The organism is Micromonospora sp. PTRAS2, assembly GCF_054052245.1.
In genome coordinates, this window is sequence record NZ_JBSWBU010000006.1 from 356,273 (window position 1) to 379,524 (window position 23,252).

A 23,252-nucleotide genomic window follows, 5' to 3' on the forward strand; every position below is an offset into this window, starting at 1 on the left:
TTCTGCGCCGAAAGGCGTTCCTCGTTGCCCAGTCGGTCCAGGGCCCGCCGGATCCGGGCGGTCTGCACCTGTGGGTCGTCCCAGTCGGGCAGGTACTGCCGGTGCACCGCGTTGCGGTCGTCGTCGAGCAGTTGCCGCAGCCGGTCGGCGACCAGGCCGGCGACCAGCTCCCCGCCGTGCAGGAACCCGCGTCCGATCCGCAGCCGGTCGCCCTGCCACAGGTAGTCGGGCAGGGTACGCGGGTCGTCGGGGTCTTCCTCGACGGTGCGGGCCAGCAGGGCGACCAGGTCGCGGTCGGGCCGGGCCGTCGAGGGAACCCGGGGGAGCTCCGCCACGTGCCGCTGCGGCACGACCAGCAGCGTCCGCACCGTCACCGGCTGCGCCCCGCGCCGCAGCCCCCGGTGCGCCAGCGACCGGGTGACCGACCGGTGCATGCTCCACTGCAACGTGCCGGTGTATTCCGCCAGGTAGAGCCCCAGGGCGTGGTCGCCCGTCTCCTGTCCGGCGGTGGTCTCGACCTGCGGTGCGATGGCCTGCGCACGCCGGTCGACGACCGAGACGCTCGGCCCGGCGGAGAGCCGGAACAGGCCGAACGCCCGGCCGATCAGCACCGCGAGGAAGCCGCCCCGGTCCGAGGCGGACTGCACCGACTGACCCGTGGTGGCCGAGGCCGCCGCGCGCAGCAGCGCCGACTCGGGCAGCTCTCCGATCGGGGTCAGCCGGGTCAGCCGCAGGGCGGGCCGGACCCCCTGGGCGTAGGCGGGCCGGCGCAGCCACGACGAGCTGGTCGCGGTCAGACCGGTCGCGCCGGGCTGCACCGCGTCGAGGGCCCGATGGCCGCCCCAGAGCCGCCAGACCCTGAGGTTGCTCCTCCGGCGGACCACGTCGGGAATGCCGGAGAGCACGTTGGTCGCCAGGGCGCCGTCGTCGACGACCTCCACCGAGTAGCTCGCGTCCCGCAGGAACGCCGCCCCGGCGCGACTCACCGTCAGCGCGGTGCCGTCGCTGATCGGCCGCATGGTGGCAAGCACCTCGGGGGTACGGAACCAGAAGCGGTCGCCGTCGCCGGGCACCCAGGCGGCCGGGACGTCGGCCCAGGCCGGCGGGGCGGGCCGCTCGGTGATCTCGACCTGGACGTACACCGCGCTGCGGGTGAGGAACGAGTCGGGCACCCCGATCATCATCCCGTTGTCCCCGGTGGTGAGGGACTGCCCGATCGTGCGGACCGCCCGGCTGCTCAGCACGCCGCCCAGGACGGTCACCCCGACGCCTCCGGCGGGGATCGGCACCACGATCCGGGCGGTGGTGGTCTGTGGCTGGGCCCACGTCGACGCCGACACGGCCGTGCTGCGGCGGTCCTCGATGCCGCCCAGCCCGGGGGCGAGCCGCACCTCGTCGGCGTCGCTCGGACGGGGCACGAGCCGTACCCAGGCGAACCGCTTGCTCCGGCCCACCCGGACCGGGTGGCCGGAGCCGTGGTGCAGGAACTCGGTGGGGTCGGTGGCCAGCGCGTGCAGCAGGGGCCGGGCGGTGGGCATGGTCACGCCCAGCGCGGCCAACCGCCGGGTCACCCGGGCGCCGAGCCCGTCGCCCCACACCGGGTGGTCGGTGTGCGGCACCCCGATCAGCAGCGGCTGCGCGGTGATCGCGGTGCGGACCGCGGTGACCTGCTCCGCGGTGGGTTCCCGGCCCGGCACCTGGCGGGCCGCGCCGGTCGGGTCGAGCAGCAGCACCTGCGCCCGGCCGGTGGACAGCTCCCGGGTCAGGTCGGCGTCGCTGAGGTCGGCGGCGTCGACCCCGACGACCGTGAGCTGGGCGGGCACCGTCGCCACCCCGGGCTCGACGACGAACATGAGCAACCGGCCGGGTTCCTCGGCCCGGGGCAGGTACGCCAGCGCCAACGAGCCCGGCGCGGCGCGGAGGGCGGTGACGGTCGCCTCGACGTCGTGCAGGGGTTCGAACTGCCCGCCCAGCGCGGCGGCCAGGGTGCCGGGGATCGTCTCCGGGGTCACCGTCAGTTGCGCGCCGAGCGTGCGGGGGGTCCGCCCGAAGTAGCCGTCGACCAGCCGCACCATGGCCTGGACCAGGTCGGTGGCGTCGGCCACGACCAGCGCCGGGTCACCGGCGGCCCGGGTGAGCCCGGCCGTCGACGGGGCCAGGAAGTCGGCCAGGTCCATCGCGTCGCCCCGGGCGTCCACCGCCAGCGCGGTGGTGCCGGCGCGGATCAGCGCCGCGGCGGTGACCGGGTCATCGACGGCGGACCGGGCGAACACACCGGACCGGCCGGGATCGACCACCCGGGGCACCACGGCGCCGTCGCGGTCGTCGGCGACCAGCCAGAACACCCGGGCGGGCGCGTCCGGCGGCCGTTCGTGGACCAGGATCATCGCCCCCGGTCGGCGGGTCAGCGCCTGGACCAGCGAGCCGGGGTGGCCGGCGTCGAGCGGTTCCGGTCGCCCGCCCAGCGCCTGATGGAGCCCGTCCAGGGTCAGTGCGGTCACCGCCGTGTCGGTCACCGGGAGGTCGCCGATCCGCCCGTGCAGGGCGAGGTAGGCGCTGACCGCCCGGACCCGGAAGCTGTCCCCGGTGGCGTCGGCCTCGTCGACCTGCACCGCGTCGACCCACTCGGCGAGCCGGGGCAGGGACGGCCGGCCCCGGCGGACCTGCCGGCCGGCCGCGAGGCGGGCCGCCGGCAGCCGGCGCAGCGCCTCCCCGACGGCGTGCAGCGCCGCCGGGGATGGCCCGGCCGCGGCGGGTGCGGTCTCCTGCGCCGAGCCGGTCGACACGGACGCGGTGTCGACCGAGCCGGTCTCCGGCACCGCCTCGCCGGTCGACGCGGAGTCCGGGTCCCGGTCCGACGGCGGGTCCTGATCCTGCCTCCGGTCCGGGGGTGGGTCCTGGTCGGGGTCCCGGTCCGAGGACGGGTCCTGGTCCTGGTCCGGGTCCTGGTCCTGGTCCTGGTCCGAGGGCAGGTCCGGGTCCTGGTCCGAGGGCAGGTCCGGGTCCTGGTCCGCCGGCCGCTCCTGCACGGGGTACGGGGGTGGGTCGGATACGACCTGGCCGCCGAGCACCCGATGGCCGCTCGCGACGCGCACCGCCACCAGCCGTCCGCGCGCCAGCAGCATCCACGGCAGTTCGGTCAGCTCGTCCGGGTCGAGCGGGGTCAGCCGGTCGGCTGGCTCGGCATCCGGCCGCACCAGCGTCAGCGCGCCGCCGGGGGCCCGGTGGACGAGGACTATGGCGTCGCCCAGCCAGACCAGGGCGACCGAGTTGGCCGGCAGCAGCCCCAGGGCCGTGACCGGCACCGGGGCGAACTGCAGCGCGTGCAGCCGCCGGGCCAGCAACGCCGGGTGCTGCCCCGCCGCTCCGGGCAGACCGAGCCGGGTGAGCACGCGCCCCACCGACTGCTCGCCGGAGGGCCCGTCGACGGCGGCCCGCAGCCGGTCCATCCCGAACAGGGCCGAGGCGAGCCGAGCGGCCCGGTCCGCCGGGGTGCCGGCGGGCAGCCCGGACAGCCGGCCCCACAGGTTGACGCCGTCGCGCGAGATGTTCCCGCCCCACTCCTGGCCCAGGGCGTTGACCGCGCCGGCCAGGTCGGCCAGGTCGGCGGTGACCGCCGTGACGGCCTGGTTGACCAGCTGGAACGCCTGGGGTCCCGGCGTGACGTCGGCGGTGCCGGTGCTCGGCCGGGGATGGTGGGCCCGCCACTGCCCGTCATCGGTCCGGACCAGCACCACGGCCGCCAACACGGCGAGCGCCCCGGCGAACGCCTCCGCCGCCGGGCCGGTGTCGAGCAGCACGACGACGGGGAGGCCGGCGGCGGTGTCCGGCAGGATCGCCCGGTAATCGCGGGCGGGCAGCGCGCCGCGCCCGTCGGGCCGCCCGGTGGTCACCCCGTCACCGGTCACCACACCGGGCTCGACGAGGACGCCCCGTTCGCCCAGCAGCGGGCCCAGCCCCCACGCCCAGACCTGGTCGGGCAGGACGCGCAGCAGCGGCCCGTCCCGGTAGGGGACCGCCATCAGCTGCGGCGGCGGCACGTCGTCGGACGGCTGCCCGGTGTCGGTGGCCGGAGGCATCACCTCCCACGCCAGCACCCGTCGGGCGGTGAGCCGGCCGGAGGGGGTCGACGTGATCTCGGTGACCGACACGCCCGCGCCGACCCACCAGGCCGGTCCGACCGGTGCGCCGACCGGCACCGTCCAGTCGGGTACGAGCGTGCGGTCGACCGGGCGGATGCCGTGCTGGCGCAGCGGATTGTCGGTGACGGGATGTCCGACGCCGACGAGACGGGCCAGTTCGAGCAGCGCGAGCCGCCGCTCGTAGGGCAGGTCTTCGGCGAGTTGGGTCGGCAGGATCACGGCGAGCGGCCCGTCGTCCTCGGCCAGGAGGTCGTGCCCGGACTCCTCCAGGATCTCCCCGTCGATGAACCAGCCCTGCAGGACCGGTTCCCCGTCCGGCCCGGGTGCCATGACCCGCTGCACCGAACCCTCCGGTAGCGAGAACAGGTGGTCGTCGGCGCTGATCTCGTCGACAGCGACGAAGGCGACGTCGGTGACGGGGACGACGTCGTCCTCCTGGCCGGCCGCCGTATCGGCCAGGAACCGCACGGCCGACTGCGGCAGCGCCAGTACCGGCGGCGCCGGTTGGTTCTGTTGCCTCAGCACCGGGTCGGTGGCGACCATGGCGGCGACGACGTACGCGAGGTCCGCACCGCTCAGCACCCCGATCCGTTGTTCCTCGTCGGACCACGCGTACGCCGTCCACCTCCCGGGGTCACCGATCGTGGAGCGGGTGACCACCGCGTACACCGCGCCGAAGATCTCAGGGATCTCCCCGATCGCGTCGACCTCGCCGGGCACCACGATGACCCGGGTCCCCGGGGGCAGCCGGTCGGTCAGGGCCGCGACGGCGTCGGCCGCGTCGTAACCCGCCCGGGCACCGTCGATGATGTCGTCGATCTCGGACAGCGGGACCACGGCCAGCCGGGACACCGCACGCAGGGCGGCCGGCAGGCCGGAGCGACCGGGCGACCAGAGCACCACGCCGTCGGCGTACCGGTCGGCGGTGGGCACGGCCGACGCCGACATGCCCGCGACGAGCACGGACGTGCCGCCGCCGACCGGAAACTCCACAGCGACCATCCCGTCGCCCAGCCACACCAGCGACTGGGCGTCGTCGGCCGCACTGCGGTCCACCGCCCAACCCCGGCTGCGCCACGACGGGTGTTCGCGGGTCGTCCGGATCAGGTCGTCGATGTGGTCGGGCGAAATCGGTAGGCCGCCCAGACCGACGTGGTCCGCGTAGGGCCGGCCCACGTTCGCCCCCTGCGCCGCCCGGCCCAGGTCGGGTGTCCAGCGGACGACCGGCCCGGTCGCGATCCGGTCGCGGAGGAAGTCGGTGACCGGGGCGACCGTGGCCAGGTCCACCGTGACCAGGTAAAGCTCCTCGCCGGACCAGCGCTGGAACACCCGGACCTGGTCGGCTGCGACCCGCAGCGTCAGGTCGTGCTGGTGCTGGCGCTGGTTGGAGTCGCCGAGGAGCAGCAGCCCGTCGTGGCCGGTGTCCTCCGCGAACGCCTCGGCCGAGGCCCACCGGTCCAGGTGGAAGTGGACCTGGCCGTCGACGACGTCCTGCCCGTACGGCCGGCCGAGCACGTCGAAGACCGCGCGGATCAGCGCGGTCTGCGTCGGGGTCCGGCGTCGGGCCGTCGCCGCGCCGAGGACCACGACGTCGAACTCGTGCCGGAGCTCGCGCAGCAGGTCCGCGCTGTCCGGGCCGGTCAACTCCAACTGCCAGCCGGGGAGTTGATAGACGGCGGTCCAACCGGCCAGGTCGGCGTTGGGTGCGAGCACGCCGACGCCCCGCTCCAGCAGCTGCTCGACGAACGGGCTCCCCTCCGGTGGCGACCGGTCGAACAGCACGACCCGGGGATGCGCCCGCAGCGCCTCGCTCTCGACCACCTCGTCGACGGTCACCTCCCAGCCGTCGCCGATCAGCCGGTCGCCGTCGAGTTGACCGACGGCGACGACCAGGCCCCGGCCCTGCACGTCCTCACGCTGGGGGATGGTGACCGCTGCCCGGGCCGGGGACGGCCTCGGGACGAAGTAGACCACCGGGTATTCGACGATTCCCCGGGCGGTCTCCTCGACCAGCAGCATCGCCTGGGTCGGCGAGTCGAGGGAGCGGGTCCAGATCACCCCGTCCCGGGCGGACTGGCCGGCGAACATCTCCCGCACCTGCGCCAGTGCGGTGGCCGACACCGGCGCGAAGCGGTGCCCGGCCCCCGGCCAGGCGCCGGGGGTCTCGTCGACGAGCCGCGCCACCCGGTCCCGGTGCGCCAGGGCCAGCAGGTACGGGTCCCAGGGATAGACCCGCTCCGGCTCGACGACCGCCAGCCAGGACCGAAAGCGCGACCAGGGCTCGGCCACCACCCGCCAGGTGTCGGGGTGTTCGGCGGCGTACCTGCCGTCGAGGAGGTACTGCGGCATCAGCGTCCCGCCCCGCTCGGCGTGGAAGGACTGCACCAACTCCGGCCGGGGATCGGTGATCTCGATCATCACGTGGTGCCTCGGCAGCACGGCCGGGTCGATCAGCAGGACCTCGGCCTCCCGCAACTCCGCGCGGAGGGCCTCGACGTTGGTCCCTCCCGGCCATTCGAGCAGGAGCCGCACGGGTGCGGCCGGCGCAGCCAGCAGACCGGTGTCGAAGACCTCGGTGAGCCAGTCGTCGTCCTCATGGATCCGCAGGTCGGGATCGGCGAGCAGCACCTCGGCCAGCTGGCGACCCTCGACCGGGTCGGCGGCGTGCAGGGTGGCCCGGGCGAGCGCCTCGTCGAGCTGGGTGACGAGCAGATTCACCTCGATGCCGGTGACGGCGCTGGTGCCCAGGACGACCCACTGGACGTCGACGGGCAGCAGCGTCGGCAGGACGACGATGGCGGAGGCCCGTACCGCCCGGATGAAGCCGGACTCCGCCGCCGCGGCGTGGTCGAGGTTCGGGAAGAACAGCACCCGGGCGCCCTCGACAACAGGCAGCCGGGCCAGGTAGTCGGCTGCGGTGTAGCGGACACCGTCTGGGGTGACCAGCGTGTCGGACGACCCGGCGTCCAGTGCGCCGGGCTGGATGACGATGCGGTGCGCGCCCCGCCAGCGGTGCCGGTTGGCAAAGGACGCCAGCTCCCCGGCCAGCAGCCGCCACGGGTACCGCACGATCAGCTCGCGGATCTGTTCGTTGTTCCAGTAGTCGACCACGGGCACGTCGTTGGGCATCGCGGCGAGCGCGGCCAGTCCGACGGCGTACGCCGGGGTGTCCCCGAACGTCTCCCAGAGGAGTTCCCGGACCACGCTGAAGACGCGGTTGCGCAGCATCCGGCGCTCGACCACGGTGAGCGGGCTGTCGTCGTGCTGGTCGGGCCGCTCGGCCCGGACCGTGGCGGTCTCGGTCTGCTCCGTGTCCTCGATCAGATAACGCCAGGCCCGCAGGATCATCTCGGGCGGATCCACGATCGGCTGGGCCACCGGGCCGTCGACGAAGTCGTTGCGCCACAACGGCACCACGGTGACCAGGCGCGGATCGACGTCGAGCGTCACCCCCGGTGGCGGCTCCACCAGCGCGTCCACCTCCAGCGCCGGCTGGTCCTCGAACGCGGGCAACGACAACCGGACCAACCGGGCGGTGTCGGCCGGGGCCGCCACGGTCAGCTCCACCGGGGCCGCCCCGGTGGTGTCGGCCGTCGCCACCGGCCATCCGCCGTGCAGCAGCCAGCCCCGGTGCCCGCCAAGGCCGTCGGCCAGGCCGGTGTCCGCGACGGTCACCCGCCGCACCGGGCCGGGCGGGGTGACCTCCGGGCCGCGTGACGCCGCCGCCGGCCGCGACTCGTCCTGCCGTACCCGGTTCGTGGGACGCTGCTCCCGGGGCGACCGCTCGTACGTCGGGGCCTGGTCGCCGGCCGTGTAGTCGGGTGGCGCGACGTACGCCTGCCGGAACCGGTCGGGCAGACCGGCCAGCTGGGCCCGGGAGAGCTGCCCGGCGGGGGGTACGGGGAGCCGGAAGCGGAGCCGGGGCGTCCGGACCGGCTCGGCGGGCACCCAGAGCCGCTCCATGGGCACCACACTCAGGTGGGTCGGCACGGCGAGGCCCTCGTCCAGGCGGCGGCGCAGTTCACGCTCGACGGAACGGCCGAACGCCACGGCGTGCGCGTCGTCGTCGGTGACCACGGTGAGCACCATCGGCGCCCGCCGGTCGACGACCACGGTCGGCGTCCACGCGGTACCGGCCCGCCCCTCGACGAATGCGGCGTCCAGCATCGCTCCGGGCAGCATGCGCTCGCCGAGGACCAGGGCACGCTCGGAGTCGGCGAGCATGACGAGCAGATGCTGGCCGGGCAGGTCCACCGCGTCGGCCTGCCGCACGAGCGTGGTCGCCGTGGTCGCCAGTTCCTCGCCCTCCCAGGGCCACAGCACGGCCCGCTGTTTCGGAGTGCGCAGCACACCCGTCCAGTCGGGCCCCTTGTCGCTGTCACCGGTGTCGTCGACCCGGCGGTTGTCGCCGATGTCGCCGGTCACGGCGTCCGGGGTGCCCGGGTCGTCCGGGGTGACCAGGGCGTCAGGAACCCAGGCGTCGTAGTGGTCCCGCCCGTTGTAGATCAACCGCACCGGCGTCCCGTCGCCGTCCGGCCAGAGCACCGTCACCGACGGCGGGTCGAGCCGCCCCTGCCACACCGGCCGGCCGAGCGCCGCGCCGATCACCAGGGGCAGCACGTCACCGACCCGGCCGCCGTTCTCCGTGTCGTCCTGGCCGGGCAGCAGCCGCTGCCAGTCCCAGGTGTCGACCGCGTCGAGCAAGGTGGTCTGCACGTCCTCCCCCACCGGGAACAGCCAGGTCGTGGCCACCTGGTCGAACAGCCCGACCATCGCCGGGGAGGGGTCGGCCACCCGCCGCAGGATCTCGTCCCGCAGCGCCGCGTCGATGTCGGTCAGGTCGGTGTCGTGGACGCCCGCGCGGCGTACCCGCAGCAGCCGGTCGACCGCGTCCGGCGGCATGCCCGCGATGTCGGCCATCGCCTCGGGCGTCGCGACGGCGACCGCGCTGAGCAGGCAGAGCCCGTCGCCGATGATGCGGATCCGGTCCCACCCGGTCGGCGGCAGCGGGGCGTTGGTCAGCCGTACGCCGCCCGGGTCGGCGGCGCCGGCCCGGCTGGCGTACCCGGCGAAGGGCACCGCGACCGGCGGGTCCGGCTGGCCGGGGTCGACGATCTCGTCGTTGACCACGTCCCACGCCCCGGTGCCGTCGGGCACGAACAGCGCCCACGGCCGGCCGTCGACCGACAGCGGCAGGTGCCCCGCCGGCCCGGCCCCCACCACCAGGTCGCCCTCGGGCGCGAACACGTCGGTGTCGCGCAGGTCGGCCAATCGCTGCACGGACCGCGTGCCGATCCGGCCCGCCGCGCAGGAGAGCAACGCCAGTCGCCGGCCGTCCCGCTCGGGCGACTCCAGCAGGGTGTGCAGCTCGTCGACGGTCAGCGTCACCTCGCTGGTGCGGCCGTCGGCGTGGCGCAGCGGCACCCGGAACCGGTCGCCGGCCCCGTGCACCAGCACCGTCACGTTGTCGGTCGCGGCGGGCAGCCGCGGATTCCGGGCCAGCCGGCGCCACTCCCGGTCAGACAGCAGGGCGATGCTTCCCGGCCGGCCGGGGACGTCGTGGGTCACCACCTGGCCGCTGCCGACCCGCCAGGTCCCGTCCGGATCCTGCCGCAGCCGGCCCGGGGCGGACCGGCCCGCCCGACCGGCCGCGGCGGGGTTACGCAACCGCCGCCGCTCCCGTCCGGCACGGTCCTGGCCGGCACGGTCCTGGCCGGCACGGTCGGCGGGCGCGGGCCCTCGGCGGCGGAGCCGGCCGGCGTAGGCGGGCCCCGGCTCGGTCCAGAGCATCGCCCGGCGGCGCTGCTGCGGCGTCGCCGGGCGCTGCGCGCCGGGGCTCTTCGACCGGCCGGCGCCCCGGCTGGTCTGGTCGACCCGGACCATCCGCGGCGGAATCCCCTCGGTCTTCAGTCGCGCCGCCACCATCGTGCCGACCAGCTCCGCCAGCGAGGCGGCCCGTCGCCGGCCGGTGCGGTCGGCCCGCAGCCGCAGCCGACCCGAGCCGTTGCCGCCGCCCTCGATCCGGACCCGCACCACCCGGGGGCGCTCGGTCCCCCACGCGCGGCGGGCCTGCGCGACGACCTGGTCGACGAACAGGTCCAGCTCGGGCCACTGCCCGGCCTCGGCCGCCCGCTGGCCGGGGGCGAAGTCGACGGTGACGGTGGCCGGCGGGTCGGCGTCGTCGGCACTGTGCCGGACGGGGGTGACGTCCCGGTCGAACCGGCCGCCGACCGCCGCCGCGACGGTGCCCAGCCAGCCCTGGATCTCGTCGGGGGTCGCGGCCGGACGCGTCGCGCCCATGTACTGCGCCGAGCGGTCGTCGACCTGCCACCGCCGGGCCGACTCGTTCCACGTCAGCTCGCCGCCGATCCGCGCGTGCCGCTCGATGGCCCGGCCCCGCGCGTCGAAGCCGACCGCGAGGCCCGCGTGGCCCTGCCCGCCGAGCTGTTCCCGCAGCCGCTCGGCGGTCAGCTCCGGATCGTACTGCCGCATCCCCGCCAGCAGGGCGCGGAAGTCCCGTTGCCGCATCGCCGTGGCGGCGTCGGCTGCGCCGAGGTAGACCTCGCCGTCCTCGGCCACCACGTAGCGCCAGGTGCGGGCCCTCGCCGGGTCGAGCAGGTGGGCCGGGAAGTCGGCCAGCCGGTACCAGAGCGGATTGAGGCGTACGTCCCCGGCGTCGTCGCGTTCCCCCGGCGTGATGCGGGCCGCCCGCACCGCCGGCCCGTACGCGCCGTCGAGATCCGCGCCGGCCGACGACTCGTCGAGTGTGTCGGCGGCATCCGGGGCGGCTGGCGGCTCGGGGGTGTCCCGGGCGACCGGGATGTCGGGGGTGGCCGGGATGTCGGGGGCGGCCGGGGCGGCCGGGGTGTCGGGGGTGGCCGGGCTGCCCGGCTCGGCGGACGAGGCGTCGAAGTGGTCGCGATCGTTGTGGTACACCGTCACCGCGGCGGCGTCCGCCGGCCCGTACACCGCGCGCTCCCGGCCGTCGGCACGGCTGCGCACGCTCAACGACACGTCGAGCGCGTGCGCCAGCAGCGGCAGCAGGGCCAGGCCGACCGGTTCCGACCAGGATCGGGACCAGTCGTGCACGGCGGCCAGGAGCACGTCGAACTCCTGGTCGGTCAGCGGCCCGGCATGGAAGGCGTACCAGTCGAGGTAGGTGGTGAGCAGCTCGTCGTCGGTCAGCTCCGGCAGGCCCGTGTACCCGTGCCGCTCCAGCAGGGCGAGCCGGTCGGCGCGGGAGACCAGGCCGGGGTCGGTCCGTTCCCGGTCGGCCAGCGCCTGACGAATCTCGGGGAGCACCGCCGGCAGGGCGTCCCGGTGGGTGGTCAGATATCCGGCGACGAGGCCGATCAGGGCGTCGGCGGTGCGGTTCAGTGGCGCGTCGTCGGGCACGGACGTCGCGCCGATGGAGAGCTGCTCGGCGTGCCAGCTCACCGCCGCGCGGACATCGTCGGCCTCCGCCAGCCAGCGATCCACCTGCGGCGTCAGCAGCCCGGCGTCCGCCAACCGGCTCGACACCACGCCCGGCGCGGACGTCAGGACCGCGTAGGGCAGGCACCGCCCGTTCGCCGGCACCCGCACCAGGTCCGGCGGCAGCCCCTCCGCGGTCCGGGTGACCTGCTCGACCGTCGGCACGGGCACCGGGTCGACGGACGGGCTGGTCGTGGCGGGCTCCGGGCGCGTCGGGTCCGGCCGGGACATGCCGTACCGGCTGGTGGTGGCGGGGTCCACCAGGGCCCGCACGGTCGCCGTGTCGCCCGGCGTCACCGGCACCGGGGAGCCCTGCCCGTCCAGCACGATGACCCGCGCGCCCACCGGCGGCTCCGGCGGATTCCCGACCGGCCGGACCCGTCGGCCCGACGCCGCCTGGGTCTCCACCCAGAACAGCTCGCCCCCGTCGTTGACCAGGGCGAAGGCGTGGCGCGGGGCGTTCGGCGGCTCCACCAGCACCGCCGCCAACGCGTTCGGTCCGGCCTCGCTGACCCGGCCGACGACCTGCGCCCAGTCGGAGACCGGCTGCCACTCGACGCCGAGCTGCGCGGCGAGTTCCGACTCCGGGCGCACCGGGTCGATCGCGGCGTCGTCCCGGGTCACCCGGGGCGGCCGGGGTGCTGGCGAGAACTCGCCGACCACGGCCGCCAGCCGGATCACGCAGTCCAGCGCCGTGCCGTCGTACGGCGGCAGCACCCCGGTCAGGCGCTGCTCCAGGGTGGCCCCACGGCCCTCGACCGGGGTCCCGAGAGCGGCGGTCACCGCACTCACCGACACCGGCTGCGGACCCACTGGCGGCGTCCCAGGTCCCGACCCGCCCGCCGGCGGTGCGCCGACCGGCTGTGGCCCGCCCGTCCAGGAGCCGACGGCCGGCCGTCCCGGGGCGGCGGGGTCGGCTCCGGACGCGCGCCCGCCGCCCGCCGGCCCGCCGGCTCCGGCCTCCGGCGCGGCACCCGGGACCGGCGCGGACCCGCCGGTCCGGGCAGCCGAGGGCGCGCCGCCGGCCGGTTGGCCGGCGGCCGTTCCGGACGACGCGGGCAGGCCGGAGGCCGAAGGCGCGTCCGCCGACGCAGGCACCCCGGGCGTCGTGGACAGATCGGACGTGGCGGACAGGTCGGACGTCGTGGACAGGTCGTGCGTGGTCAACAGGTCCGAGAGGTCGGTGCTGCCACCGGCGGTGAGACTGCTCGGGTCCACCCGCTCCGGCCCGGCCGGCTCGCCGGGCTCCGTCGACACGCCGTCGGCTCGCCGGAGCCGCCCCGCCGCGTCGGCGTCGGCCTCGGCGGAGCCGCCCCCGGCACCCGTCCGGGCCGCCGGTCCGGTTCCACCGGCCCCGGTGCCCGCCGTACCACCCCGGCCCGCGCCGCCCGGCGTCGTGCCGCCGGTGCCGGTGCCACCCGCGCCGGTCGGGGCGGCACCCACCCCGGGCACGGCGGCCACCGCCTCGGCGTACGACGGTGGGCCGTCGTAGGCCGGCAGGCGGACCGGGTCGTACGCGGGCAGCGGCTCGTCGACAGTCGGATCGGCGGACGCCGGCGGCTCCTGCTCGGCAAGCGCCGACGACTTCGACGTCCGGTCCCGGTCACCGCCGGTGGCCTTGTTGAGCTGCTGCCCGATCGCGGTGCCGGCGACGCTCGCCAGCCCCGACATCGCGCCCGCGACGACGGCCGCCCCGTCGGCGTCCCACTCGCCGGTCGTGATGCCGTTGTAGAGGAACTCGGTCAGCCACTCGCTGACGCCCTCGTTGAGGACCTCCTGGGCCGCCTCGCCGGGCCGGAACCCGTGCGGGTCGGGGGTGTTCGACGATGCCGACAGCCCGACCCGCCGGCCCACGTTCGTCGACCGGGCCAGCCGCTCCAGACCCTGCATGAGCCCACCCAGGCCGAGGCCGACCGCGCCGCCCAGCGAGCCGACCTCGGCGGCGGCGCGGGTCAGCTCGTCGTTCCAGCCGTCCCGGGTGTGGTTGCGGATCTGGTAGAGCTGCACCAGCCGGTCCATCACCGTCTGGAGGCCGATCCCGACGGCCTGCGCCATGGCGACCTGGAACAGGACCCGGGTGGTGACGTTCTGGAAGATGACCCGCATGATCACCCGGCCGACCGCCAGTCGGGCCAGCGCGGCGCCCGGGTTGATCCAGGCGATCGCCAGCGCCGTCAGCAGCTCCACCATCAGGGCGAGCAGCGAGGCGATGATCATCAGCTTGGCGTACTGCACCTCGGTCGCGGTGCCCCGGTAGCTGTCGCCCATCCGGTTGGTGTACTTCGACACCAGGCCGAGGTAACCCGGGCTGTGCAGGACGTAGCGCTCCATCGTGTCGACGAAGGAGTCCTCCGCCTGCCCGTTCACCCCGGCCCGGTACGCCCGCACCCCGTCGCCGAACGTCTCGCTCGACGCGGCCACCTGCTCGGCGGCCCGTCGCAGCTCCTCGGCGGTGGCGAAGAGGTTGGTCTCGTCGGCCCTGGGAAACTTCTCGCCGATCAGGAAGCGCAGGAAGTTGGCCAGCTCGGCCGAAACCTCGATCGCCACCGGAGACCACCCCTCGTCGTCGTACCGTCGTCACGCGTCACGGAACCGCTGCCCGCCTGCGGCGGGAACCACTGCCAGCCGCTAGGAGTGCCGGCCGTTGTTGACCCCGCCGGCCATGTCGGCGTTGGTCGCCTCCACGTTGGCCAGGATCTGCCCCAGCTTCCGCAGGTCGTCCTGGTAGCCCTGCGGCACCGCGCCCAGGAGCTGGATGAGATCCGCGCCGAGCGACGCCTTCGGCAGGTTCGCCACGATCTCGTCGATGTCGGCGTACGGCTCGCCGACGAGTCCGGGATGGTCCGTGTCGCTGCGCCGCAGCGCCCGCTGGACCCGGTCCAGCTCCTCGGTGAACGGGTCGAAGTTCGGGTTCGTCAGCCGGCCGGTGTCGGCGCCGATCGGCCCGGTCGCCGGGGCCATCAGCGGGCACCCGTCGCGGGCGGCGGCACCGGGGCGTCGTCCGGCTCGGCGACGCGGAACACCTCGGCGAGCAGCCGCTCCATCGGCAGCGGGCCGCGTTCGGGGTCGACCTCGCCGGTCAACAGGTCGATCATGGGCAGCCCGGCGGGGAGCAGCGACTCGAACGCGGCGACGGTGCGGGCCAGCGCCTCGTCCCGGGCCGACCCGATCGTGTCGACCAGCAGCTCGCCCAGCTCCGGGCCGGCCATCGACCGGTACGCCGAGGTCGGGAACTTGATCGCCGTGACCGTTCCCCGGCTGTCCACGGTGACCGCGACCGCCCGGTTCTTCGCGGTCACCGTGCTGTACGCGCTGTGCAGGTCGCCCTGGATCTCGTCGATCGCGGCCTTCTGCCGTTCCAGTTCGGCGAGCGCCTGCTCGACCTGGTTGGACAACGGACTCGACATGTCCTCACCTCCTGGTTCACGTGGTTCGTCTCTGTCTCGTGGGGGCACCGGGTGTCAGCCCTGGCCGCGCGCGTGCTCCCGACCGTGGACCACCGGGCCGACGGCCGGTGCCTGCGCCATGTCGACCGGCGCCGCCACCGGTTGCCGCTTCGGCGGATCGGTCCGGCCGACCACGGCCGCCGTGCACGTCGGGTCGGCCCCCCATGCCTCGTCGTCCTCGGTCAACCGGGTGTTGCGCCGCGCGTCGTCGCCGCCCGCCCGGCTCACCGGCGCGCCGATCGCCGGCAGGAGCGGAGGCCCGGCGGGTCGGCCGGGACCGAGCGGTCCGGGTGCCCCGGCACCGCCGCCCGCCGCGCCGGGCGACCCCGCGCCCCCGCCGCCGCCGGAGAACCCCGTACCACCGGGCGAACCCGCGCCGCCGACGCCGCCGGGCGGACCGGCGAGCAGGGCGGCGAGTTCCCGGCCCACGGCGGATCCGCCGACCGCCGCGCCGGCCGGACGCGTGAGCGGCGCGTCGGCCAGGTCGCCGATGTCGACGCCGCCGTCGGCCCAGTTCCCCAGCGCGCCGCCGGAGCGGCGGTCGGCGTCCGCAACGCCGCCGCCGGCCCGTCCGCCGATCACCGGGCCGACGCCGCCGGCCAGGCCCCCCACCCCGGCCAGCGCCCCGCCACCCCACCCGCCGACACCGGTACGCCCGACAGCGCCGAACGCGCCGACGCCGTCGCCGGCCACGCCCGAGGTGTCGAGGCCGCCGGAGCCGCCGGCCAGGCTCGCCGCGCCGAGGGCAGACCCGATGCCCGCCCCGCCGAAACCGCCGCCGCCCAGCGGGCCGACCGCGCCGATCGCCGCCGACCCGCCGGCCAGGACGTTCCCCATCCCGCCGGCCCCCGAGGAGGAGGACGTCACATCCGGCCCGCCGCCCCCGGTGCCGTCGGGCCCGTCGAAGCCGGTGCCGCCGAACTGGGTGCTGGTGAACCGCACCTCGTCGCGGGGCGGGCCGTCGGTGGGGCCGTCCGAGGAACCCTCCGGGGGCGGCGGGGACTGCCCGCCGCCGGAGGGCCCGGTGAACCGGTTGACGATCCCGCTGGTCTGGCGCAACGCGGCGACGAGCTGGCCCAGCGCGGTCCGCATCGCCAGGTCGAGCTGGACGAGCTGCCGCAGCCAGGCGGTGCGGAGCAGCACGTCGAGACCGGTCCAGCCGGCTGCGGTGGTCAGGTCGAACGTGCCGCTGACCGGGCCGGTGCCGTAGGTGTCCGGGACGGTGACCAGCACCGCGTTCAGGCTGCCCCGGTCGACCTGTTCGAGGATGCTGCGGACCGTGCTGAACAACGCGGTCGGGTGGTACGTGTTGTACCACTCGTGGGTGTGGTCGCTGAAGACCCGCCAGGCGTCGTTGATCCGCTCGCGGAACATCAGCAGGTCGTTCGACTGCTCGAAGACCCGGTCCGACCAGGCGTTGGTGTCGTTCGTCGCGTTCATGTCCCGGGTGAGCCGGTCGATGTCCGCGTGCAGGGTGTTCAGGGCCGCCACGAAGACCGCCGAGGCCGACCCGGCGAACCCGGAACCGGCCCCGCTGATCCCGTCACGCAGCACCCGCAGCTCGGCGGCGGTGGTGAGCAGCGTCTGCTCGACCCGCCAGAGCAGGTTGCCGGCGTCGGTGAAGCTGCGTTCGCTGAACCAGCCGTTGGTGCCGGCGTACAGCCGGGTGAGGGCGTTGACGCTGGCCCGGTAGAAGCTGTCGAACGCGCTGCTCGGCGGCGGTCCGCCGGCCCCCTCCCAGAAGGTGATGTGGCCCCGCACGATCTCCCAGAGATCCCGCTGCGGGTCGTCCAACCCGGGGCCGACCCGACGGTAGCCGATCAGCTCCCGGTCCCCCGGGTCCACGGTGGGGCGGGTGCCGCGGTCCAGCTCCTGGGTGCGCCGTTCGACGAACCGGACCCAGGTGACCCCGTGGCCGGCGACCAGGTTGCGGTCGATCAGCGTGCCGCTGAACTGGTCGGCGCCGTCGCGGCCCTCGTTGAGGACGTCCCGCAGCATCCGCTCCCAGGTCCAGCCGATGAACTCCGGGTTCGGGGCGGTCACCGCGCGGCCCGCCCGCGTCGACGGTCAGCCACGGCGACGTCCCGTCGCCCGGGTGGGGCCGAGCGGCCCACCGGGTCGGCGCGGCGCGGCCGGTGCCGTGGTGGCCGGCTCCTCGGAATGCTCGGCCCGGCCGATGACGGCCATCCCGCACTCCGGGTCGGTGCCCCAGACGTCCTCTTCCTCCTCCAGCCAGGTCTTGCGCTCACGGTCCTTCTCCCCCTGTTGGCCGCCCCCACCCATGCCGCCCATGCCACCCATCGGCGGCATCATCGGGAACCCGCCGGCCGCCGAGGTCGCGGAGTCCGCGCCGCGCGCCCCGGTGCCGGCGGGCCCGAGGCCGGCCGGTTCGCCGAGCAACGCGGCCAGTTCGCTGCCGAGGGCCATTCCGCCGGTCGTGGACTCGCCCGGCGAGCCGCCGCCCAGGTTGCCGACGTCGACGCCGTCCACGTCGGTCGGGAACTGCGCCGACGGGTTGGTCGTGTCGTCGCCGAGGCCACCCGCCCCGCCGCCCTTGCCACCGCTCAGGCCGCCCGATCCGCCGGAGCCGCCCAGGCCCGGGGGCAGGCCGGGGACGACACCGCCACCGATGCCCCCGCCGATCCCGCCGCCGAGGCCGCCGCCGCCCGAGCCGGACCCGGTGCCGCCGCCGGGCAGGTCGTCCCAGTCGGTGCCGCCGCCGATGCCGCCCAGCCCGCCGGTGCCGAGATCGCCGCCACCGAGGCCCAGGCCGCCCGATCCGCTTCCGCCGCCCAGCCCCAGGCCGGAGCCGCCACCCAGGCCCAGATCGCCACCGCCCAGGCCGAGGCCCGAGCCGCCGCCCAGGCCGAGGTCCCCACCGCCGCCCAGACCAAGATCACCGCCGCCACCGAGCCCGAGATCGCCACCGCCGCCCAGACCGAGGTCGCCACCGCCACCGAGGCCGAGGTCGCCGCCGCCGTTCAGGTCGGGGCCACCGACGCCGTTCAGGTCCGGCCCGCCGATGTCGGGGGTGCCCCCCGGCGGCGGGGTGGTGCCGGTGTTGCCCCGGGTCGGTGGCGGCGAGATGACGCTCACCAGGTGGGTGACGGACCGCAGCCGGGTGGTCAGCCGCGCCAGCTCGGCACGCATCGTGGCGTCGAGCTCACGTAACTGGCCGAGCCAGGCCCCCTTGACCAGGTTGTTGACGCTCTGCCAGCCGGCCTCGGTCATCAGGTTGAAGGTGCCGGTGTTGACCGTGCCGTTGCCGTACGCGTCCGGCAGGGTGATCGTGACCTGGCTGAAGTTGCCCGTCCTGACCTCGGTGATGATCTTCTTCAGCGAGTCGATCAGCGTGGTCGGGTTGTAGCCGTTGAACCACTGGAACGTGTGGTCGCTGAACTCCCGGAACGAGCTGGCGATCTTGTTGCGGAAGGTGGTCATGTCGTCGACCACGTCGTCGACCTGGTCGGACCAGGCCCGGTCCGCGCTGTTGGCGTTCATGTCGACGGCGAGCCGGTGCACGTCCCGACGCAGGTTCGCCACCGTCCCGATGAACACCCCGGAGGCGTTGCCCTGGAACCCGGACGCGTCGTCGCCGACCCGGTCCAGGATGGTCTTCAGCTCCCGTTCGGTGCTGACCAGGTTGCTCTCCACGTCGTGCAGCATCTTGGCGGCGTCGGTGAAGCTCTTCCAGCTGAACACGGGGTTGGTGCCGCTGGTCAGCCGCTGCAACGCCCCCTCGCTGGACTTGTAGAAGGTCTCGAAGGCGCCGCGCGGGGAGGGCGTCCCCTCGGTCTGCGACTCACCGAAGACGATCTTCACCTGGATGAACTGGGTCCGGGTGGTGTAGTGCGGCCTCCCGTCCCGCAGCGAGCCGACCGTGCTGATCCGGTAGAGGAAGAACTCGTTGCCGTCGAGCGAGTCGATCCGGTTGGTGTAGTCGGAGTCGTCGGGCGGATCCGAGGACTCGGTCACCGCGTCGAGCTGGTCGACGAGGCGCAGCCACCGGACGTCCGGACCGGCCACCAGCCTGCGGTCCAGCAGGGTGCCGCTGGTGCCGTCCGGCCCGTCCTTGCCCTCACCCAGGACGTTCTGGAGCATCGATTCCCAGGTCCACTGGGACATGTCCTGGTACGGCGCGGTCACCGGGTCACGCCGTCGGGTTGGGGGTGCCGGTGTTGGGGGTGCCGGTGCCGGTGCCACCCGTGCTGGGCAGGAACTCCAGGAACCGCTCGGCGGTGATCGAGTTGAGCGACTCGACGTAGTCCGAGTTCGCGAGCAGCTCGGTCAGCCCGACCGCGAGGCTGTTCATCGTGGTCCGGTAGCCGGTCATCCGGGTCAGCAGCGTGTCGCCGGTCTTGTTGACCTGGTCGCGGATGGTCTTGCCCGGCTCGAAGTTGTTCGTGCCGGCCGAGACGGTCAGGTCGCGCAGCGTCTGCGACACGTACTGGCCCTGCCCGGAGGTGGCGGTGTCGACCGCGTCCCGCAGGCTGTTCAGCTTCGCGATGATCTGGTTGATGTACGGCTCGTCGATGACGATCGGCATCGGGTGCTCCTTTCCGCGAGATGGGGGGGCGGGCGGCCCCGTGCCGCCCGCCGCACCGAAGGTCAGACGTTGCCCTGGAACAGCGCGGCGCCCCGCGCGTCGCCCAGCCGGTAGTTGTCGTGGATCTGGTCGAGCCGGGACGACGCGGCGGCGAGCGCCTGCCGCATCTCCTCGATCCCGGTGTTCCACTTGGCCTGCGCCGCGGTGAACGCCTCCCGCGTGTCACCGGAGTTGGCGCTGACGTACGTCTGCACGACGGTGTTGAGCTCGTCGATCGCGTTCTGGATGCTGCTGGTGACGCCCTGCAGCTCGGCCGAGCTGTCCAGCAGCCCGTTGGGGTTGAGTCCGTACGACGGCATGGTCGCCCTCCCTGATGGGTCGGTCGGTGGTCAGGTCCAGCTCGCGGAGAGGGCGTTGTCCTGCTCCACCTGCGCGCTGGTCTGGTAGTGGCTGGTCATCGCGACGTTCAGGTCGAGCAGGCCCTGCTTCACCTTGCTCAGCCCCTCCAGCCACTGCTGGATGGAGTTGGTGAAGACGGTCTTCGCCTCCCCGCGCCACTGGGTGTCCAGGAAGCTCGCGGTGTTGTCGACGGCGCGCTGCGCCGCGTCGCACTGCGCGTCGGTCTGGTTCATCGCGGAGATGGTGCTGCGGATGGTCTGCTCGTCGACTTCGTTGCCGAGTGGCATGTGCGTTCCTTTCCGGTTCGGGCGCTCGCGGCGGATCCGCGGCGCCGGCTCCCCTGCCGGGCCGGCCTCATCCGACGACCCCGCGCGGGTCGAGGGCGGGGCCGGTCGGCAGCAGGTCGATCAGGTCCGGCGAGACGACGGTCGCGTTCGCGGGCGGGTAGCCCAGCCGCTCCGCCACCGCACCGCCGGCGAGGGGGTACTTCACCCCGGCGTCGGTCACCAGGTAGTAGCCGGTGCCGGGCTCCCCGCCGCGGCCGGCGACCAGCAGCCCGCCGAGCCCGGGGGCGACCCCCACCGCGTCGGCGGTGCGCGCGGTCCGGGTCACCCCGACCCCGCCCCGGACGATCCCGGACGCCGTCACCGCCCGGGCCGCGACGACCCGGGGGCGGCCGTCGGCGCCGAACCGCAGGCACCAGGCGAGACCGGGGCCGCGGGACGCCGCCGCCGGCGCCACCTCCGGCAGCTCGTCGGCCAGCGGCGGCCGCGCCGCGACGGGCAGCCGGGCCAGCGCGGCCGGGCTGAGCGGGGTCGGGACCACCGCCCGGCCGTCGTAACCGGCGACGGTGGCCGGGTCGGCGGCCAGCAGCGCGTACGCCAGCGGGGTGAGCCGGACCAGCCCGTCGCGGCGCAGCAGGTAGTGGCGTTCCGAGCCCTCGGCGGTCCGGGCGGTGAAGAGCTGGCCGACGCGGGTCGGCTCCCCGTCCACCACCGGCCCGGCCTCGCCGCGCCCCGGCACGGCCACCGGCCCCAGGTCCGGCCCGGCCGGCAGCAGGTCCAGCCAGGCCGCCGGCACGGTGACCGCCGGCCCGTCGTGGCCGAGCACGGCCGGCAGCCACGGCGCGGTGAGGCGGAACCGGCGGCCGTTCCAGATCAGGTGGCCGGCGGCCGGGTCGCCCGCCGGCCGGGCCAGCACCGCCCGGTCGGCCGGCAGCGCCGTCCCGTCCGCCGTCGCCGCGACGGCCAGGGTGAGCGCGGTCGTCTCGGTGCCGGCCAGGTCCGTGGCGGCGGGCGCGCAGGCGGTCCAGTGGGCACCGGCCAGCCCGCCGGCCGGCAGCACGTCGGGGGCGCCCACGATGCCGACGGGCTGCCCGTGCGCCACCCCGCGCAGCGACTTCGCCGACACGGTGACGACGGCGAGGTCCTCGCCGAGCAGCAGCCGCGCCGAGGCGTAGTTGAGCACCGGGCGCAGCCGCCCGTCGAGAAAGAGGTAGCGCGACCCGGTCTCCTTCTCCACCACCAGCGCCCCGGCCCGCCGCCACGCGGTGGCCCCGCCGGGGGCGAAGAAGCCGTACAGGGTGAAGCCCCCGGCGACCAGCGCGGCGACCAGGATCCCGGCGAGCAGGCCGACGGTGGTGCGCCGGTGCGGCGTCTCCAGACCGTCCGGCTCGCCGGCCACCAGCGCGGCGCTGAGCCGGCCGAGCAGGTGGGACTGGGCCTGCACCTGGTCGCGTCGGGACTGCACGGCGTCAGCCCCCGATCGCCCGGAAGAAGCCGTACCCGCCGAGGACGGCGAGCAGGATCGGCAGCAGGGCCACGGCCGCCGCGGTCAACGTGAGGTCGCCGACCCGCCCCCAGTACGGCGTCACCCGCCGCTCGCTCAGGCTCCGCGCGGCCATCAGCAGGGCCGGCACGGCCACCGGCAGCGCGCCGAGCGCCGCGATCCGGCCCACCGGCCCGAGGCCGGCCAGCGTGTCGACGGCCGCCGCGGTCAGCCCCACCAGCGCCGGTACGCCCTGCGCCAGCCGGTGCCAGGCGCTGGTCATCGGCCGGGCGTTCAGCGACCAGACCAGCGCGACCAGCGCCACCAGGGTCAGCTCGGCCCAGCCCGCCCGGTGCGCCACCACCAGCAGCGCCACGGCGGTCGCGGCGGCCGCACCGGCGTACAGGGCGGTCATCAGCCGGTCGACGGCCCGTGCCCGGTCCATCAGCGGGCCGGCGGGCTCGGGGGCGATGTCCTCCTGGAGGTGCTCGGGCCGGGTCGGCAACGGGGCCAGGCGCAGCCCGGCGAGGCGGAACGCGAGCAGCGGCACGGTCAGCACCAGGGCGGTCGCCGCCACCGCCACCACCGCGCCGGCCTGCGCCCCGGTGAGCCCGCCGGCGGTGGCGGCGGCCCCGCCGAGCACGCCCAGCAGCAGGGCGGTGGCCAGGGCGACGAAGACCGGGGTGGCCGCCCCGAGCAGCCCGGCGGCGAGGACGGCGACGGCCGCCGCGGTGGCGGTGCCGCCCAGCACCTGCGGCACGGCCAGCGGCCAGGCCGCGCCGGCGTCCCCGGGCAGCACGAGCCCGGCCGCCGCGGCGTAGCCGGTCGCGGCGACCGCGAGCAGCACCCCGAAGCCCCGCTCGCCGCCGGCCCGGACCAGGGCCGCCCCGGCGGCCAGCGCCAGCACCGCCACGGTCAGCGCCGCCGCCGCCCGCAGCGGGACCGGGCCGGGCATGAGCAGGGCCAGCAGGCCGACCGCGAGCAGCGGACCGGCCACGGCCAGCGCCACCGGCCGGTTCAGCTCGGGGCGCCACCGGCCGGGCCGGTCCCGCACCCCGGTCGCCATCCCGTCGACGAGGTCGTCGAAGTCGACCTCGGGCAGCTGGTCGGCGCGGGGACGCAGGTAGACCAGGTCGCCGTCGTGCAGGTCGAGCGCGGCGACGCTGCTCTCCTCGTCGAGCGGGGCCGCGCCGGCCCGCTGCAGGACCCAGCCGCCGTGGCCGAGGCCGGTGTCGGCCAGCCCGTCGCCGAGGTGGTGCAGCAGCGCCGGCAGCAGGTCGGCGACGACGACCCCGGCCGGGACGGCCACCTCGATCTGCCGGCTGGGTCCACGCACGACCAGCCGGCACATCTGCTCGGTCACGGTGCCAGTCATGGCCCCTTCAACGGAGCCGTCGGCGGACGGTTCAACGGCGACCCGGATTTTCTTTCCGGCCGACGGCCCGCCCGGCCCGCGCCGCCGCCGGCCGCCTCCCTGGC

10 protein-coding genes (1 of these 10 cut by a window edge) are annotated in these 23,252 nt (G+C 75.6%); all 10 read right to left on the bottom strand.

The genetic code is table 11. The features are described 5' to 3' along the window. A protein-coding gene (locus ACVMYR_RS21280; RefSeq protein ID WP_457122531.1) for a WXG100-like domain-containing protein crosses the window boundary here: on the bottom strand, window positions 1-14,162 show its beginning. Its footprint begins 14,776 nt before the window's first position; 14,162 of the gene's 28,938 nt are visible here — the first part of the coding sequence; it begins with the start codon at window positions 14,160-14,162; its stop codon lies off the left edge, out of view. A gap of 81 nt (window positions 14,163-14,243) precedes the next feature. Beyond that, complete coding sequence (locus ACVMYR_RS21285; protein ID WP_077937314.1) at window positions 14,244-14,576, bottom strand: hypothetical protein; 333 nt, start codon at window positions 14,574-14,576, stop codon at window positions 14,244-14,246. Beyond that, window positions 14,576-15,022, bottom strand: a complete 447-nt coding sequence (locus ACVMYR_RS21290; RefSeq protein ID WP_077937313.1) for a YbaB/EbfC family nucleoid-associated protein — start codon at window positions 15,020-15,022, stop codon at window positions 14,576-14,578. Before ACVMYR_RS21290 ends, ACVMYR_RS21285 begins: the two co-directional genes overlap by 1 nt. 54 nt (window positions 15,023-15,076) lie before the next feature. Further along, the gene (locus ACVMYR_RS21295; protein WP_228986713.1) at window positions 15,077-17,104 is read right to left on the bottom strand and encodes a hypothetical protein; all 2,028 of its coding nucleotides are present in this window, start codon (window positions 17,102-17,104) and stop codon (window positions 15,077-15,079) included. A 24-nt stretch (window positions 17,105-17,128) separates the two neighbouring features. Then, window positions 17,129-19,207: a hypothetical protein gene (locus ACVMYR_RS21300; RefSeq protein ID WP_457122532.1), complete on the bottom strand. Its 2,079-nt coding sequence runs from the start codon at window positions 19,205-19,207 to the stop codon at window positions 17,129-17,131. A gap of 4 nt (window positions 19,208-19,211) precedes the next feature. Beyond that, entirely contained in the window at window positions 19,212-19,607 is a 396-nt protein-coding gene (locus ACVMYR_RS21305; protein ID WP_077937311.1) for a hypothetical protein, read from the bottom strand. A 62-nt stretch (window positions 19,608-19,669) separates the two neighbouring features. After that, window positions 19,670-19,966 (bottom strand): WXG100 family type VII secretion target, encoded by a 297-nt coding sequence (locus ACVMYR_RS21310; RefSeq protein WP_077937310.1) that lies wholly within the window; start codon window positions 19,964-19,966, stop codon window positions 19,670-19,672. Between the two features lie 30 nt (window positions 19,967-19,996). Further along, window positions 19,997-20,293: a WXG100 family type VII secretion target gene (locus tag ACVMYR_RS21315; protein ID WP_043962984.1), complete on the bottom strand. Its 297-nt coding sequence runs from the start codon at window positions 20,291-20,293 to the stop codon at window positions 19,997-19,999. Between the two features lie 67 nt (window positions 20,294-20,360). Next, entirely contained in the window at window positions 20,361-21,755 is a 1,395-nt protein-coding gene (eccB, locus tag ACVMYR_RS21320) for a type VII secretion protein EccB (protein WP_457122533.1), read from the bottom strand. Window positions 21,756-21,759: 4 nt separating this feature from the next. After that, window positions 21,760-23,148, bottom strand: coding sequence for a type VII secretion integral membrane protein EccD (eccD, locus tag ACVMYR_RS21325; protein WP_158229404.1), 1,389 nt, complete (start codon window positions 23,146-23,148; stop codon window positions 21,760-21,762). Window positions 23,149-23,252: the final 104 nt, after the last annotated feature.

Excerpts from the sequence above, each read along its gene's own strand:
- ACVMYR_RS21285 (WP_077937314.1), bottom strand. The coding sequence starts at position 14,576 with ATGGCCCCGGCGACCGGGCCGATCGGCGCCGACACCGGCCGGCTGACG.
- ACVMYR_RS21290 (WP_077937313.1), bottom strand. The coding sequence starts at position 15,022 with ATGTCGAGTCCGTTGTCCAACCAGGTCGAGCAGGCGCTCGCCGAACTG.
- ACVMYR_RS21305 (WP_077937311.1), bottom strand. The coding sequence starts at position 19,607 with ATGCCGATCGTCATCGACGAGCCGTACATCAACCAGATCATCGCGAAG.
- ACVMYR_RS21310 (WP_077937310.1), bottom strand. The coding sequence starts at position 19,966 with ATGCCGTCGTACGGACTCAACCCCAACGGGCTGCTGGACAGCTCGGCC.
- ACVMYR_RS21315 (WP_043962984.1), bottom strand. The coding sequence starts at position 20,293 with ATGCCACTCGGCAACGAAGTCGACGAGCAGACCATCCGCAGCACCATC.
- eccD (WP_158229404.1), bottom strand. The coding sequence starts at position 23,148 with ATGACTGGCACCGTGACCGAGCAGATGTGCCGGCTGGTCGTGCGTGGA.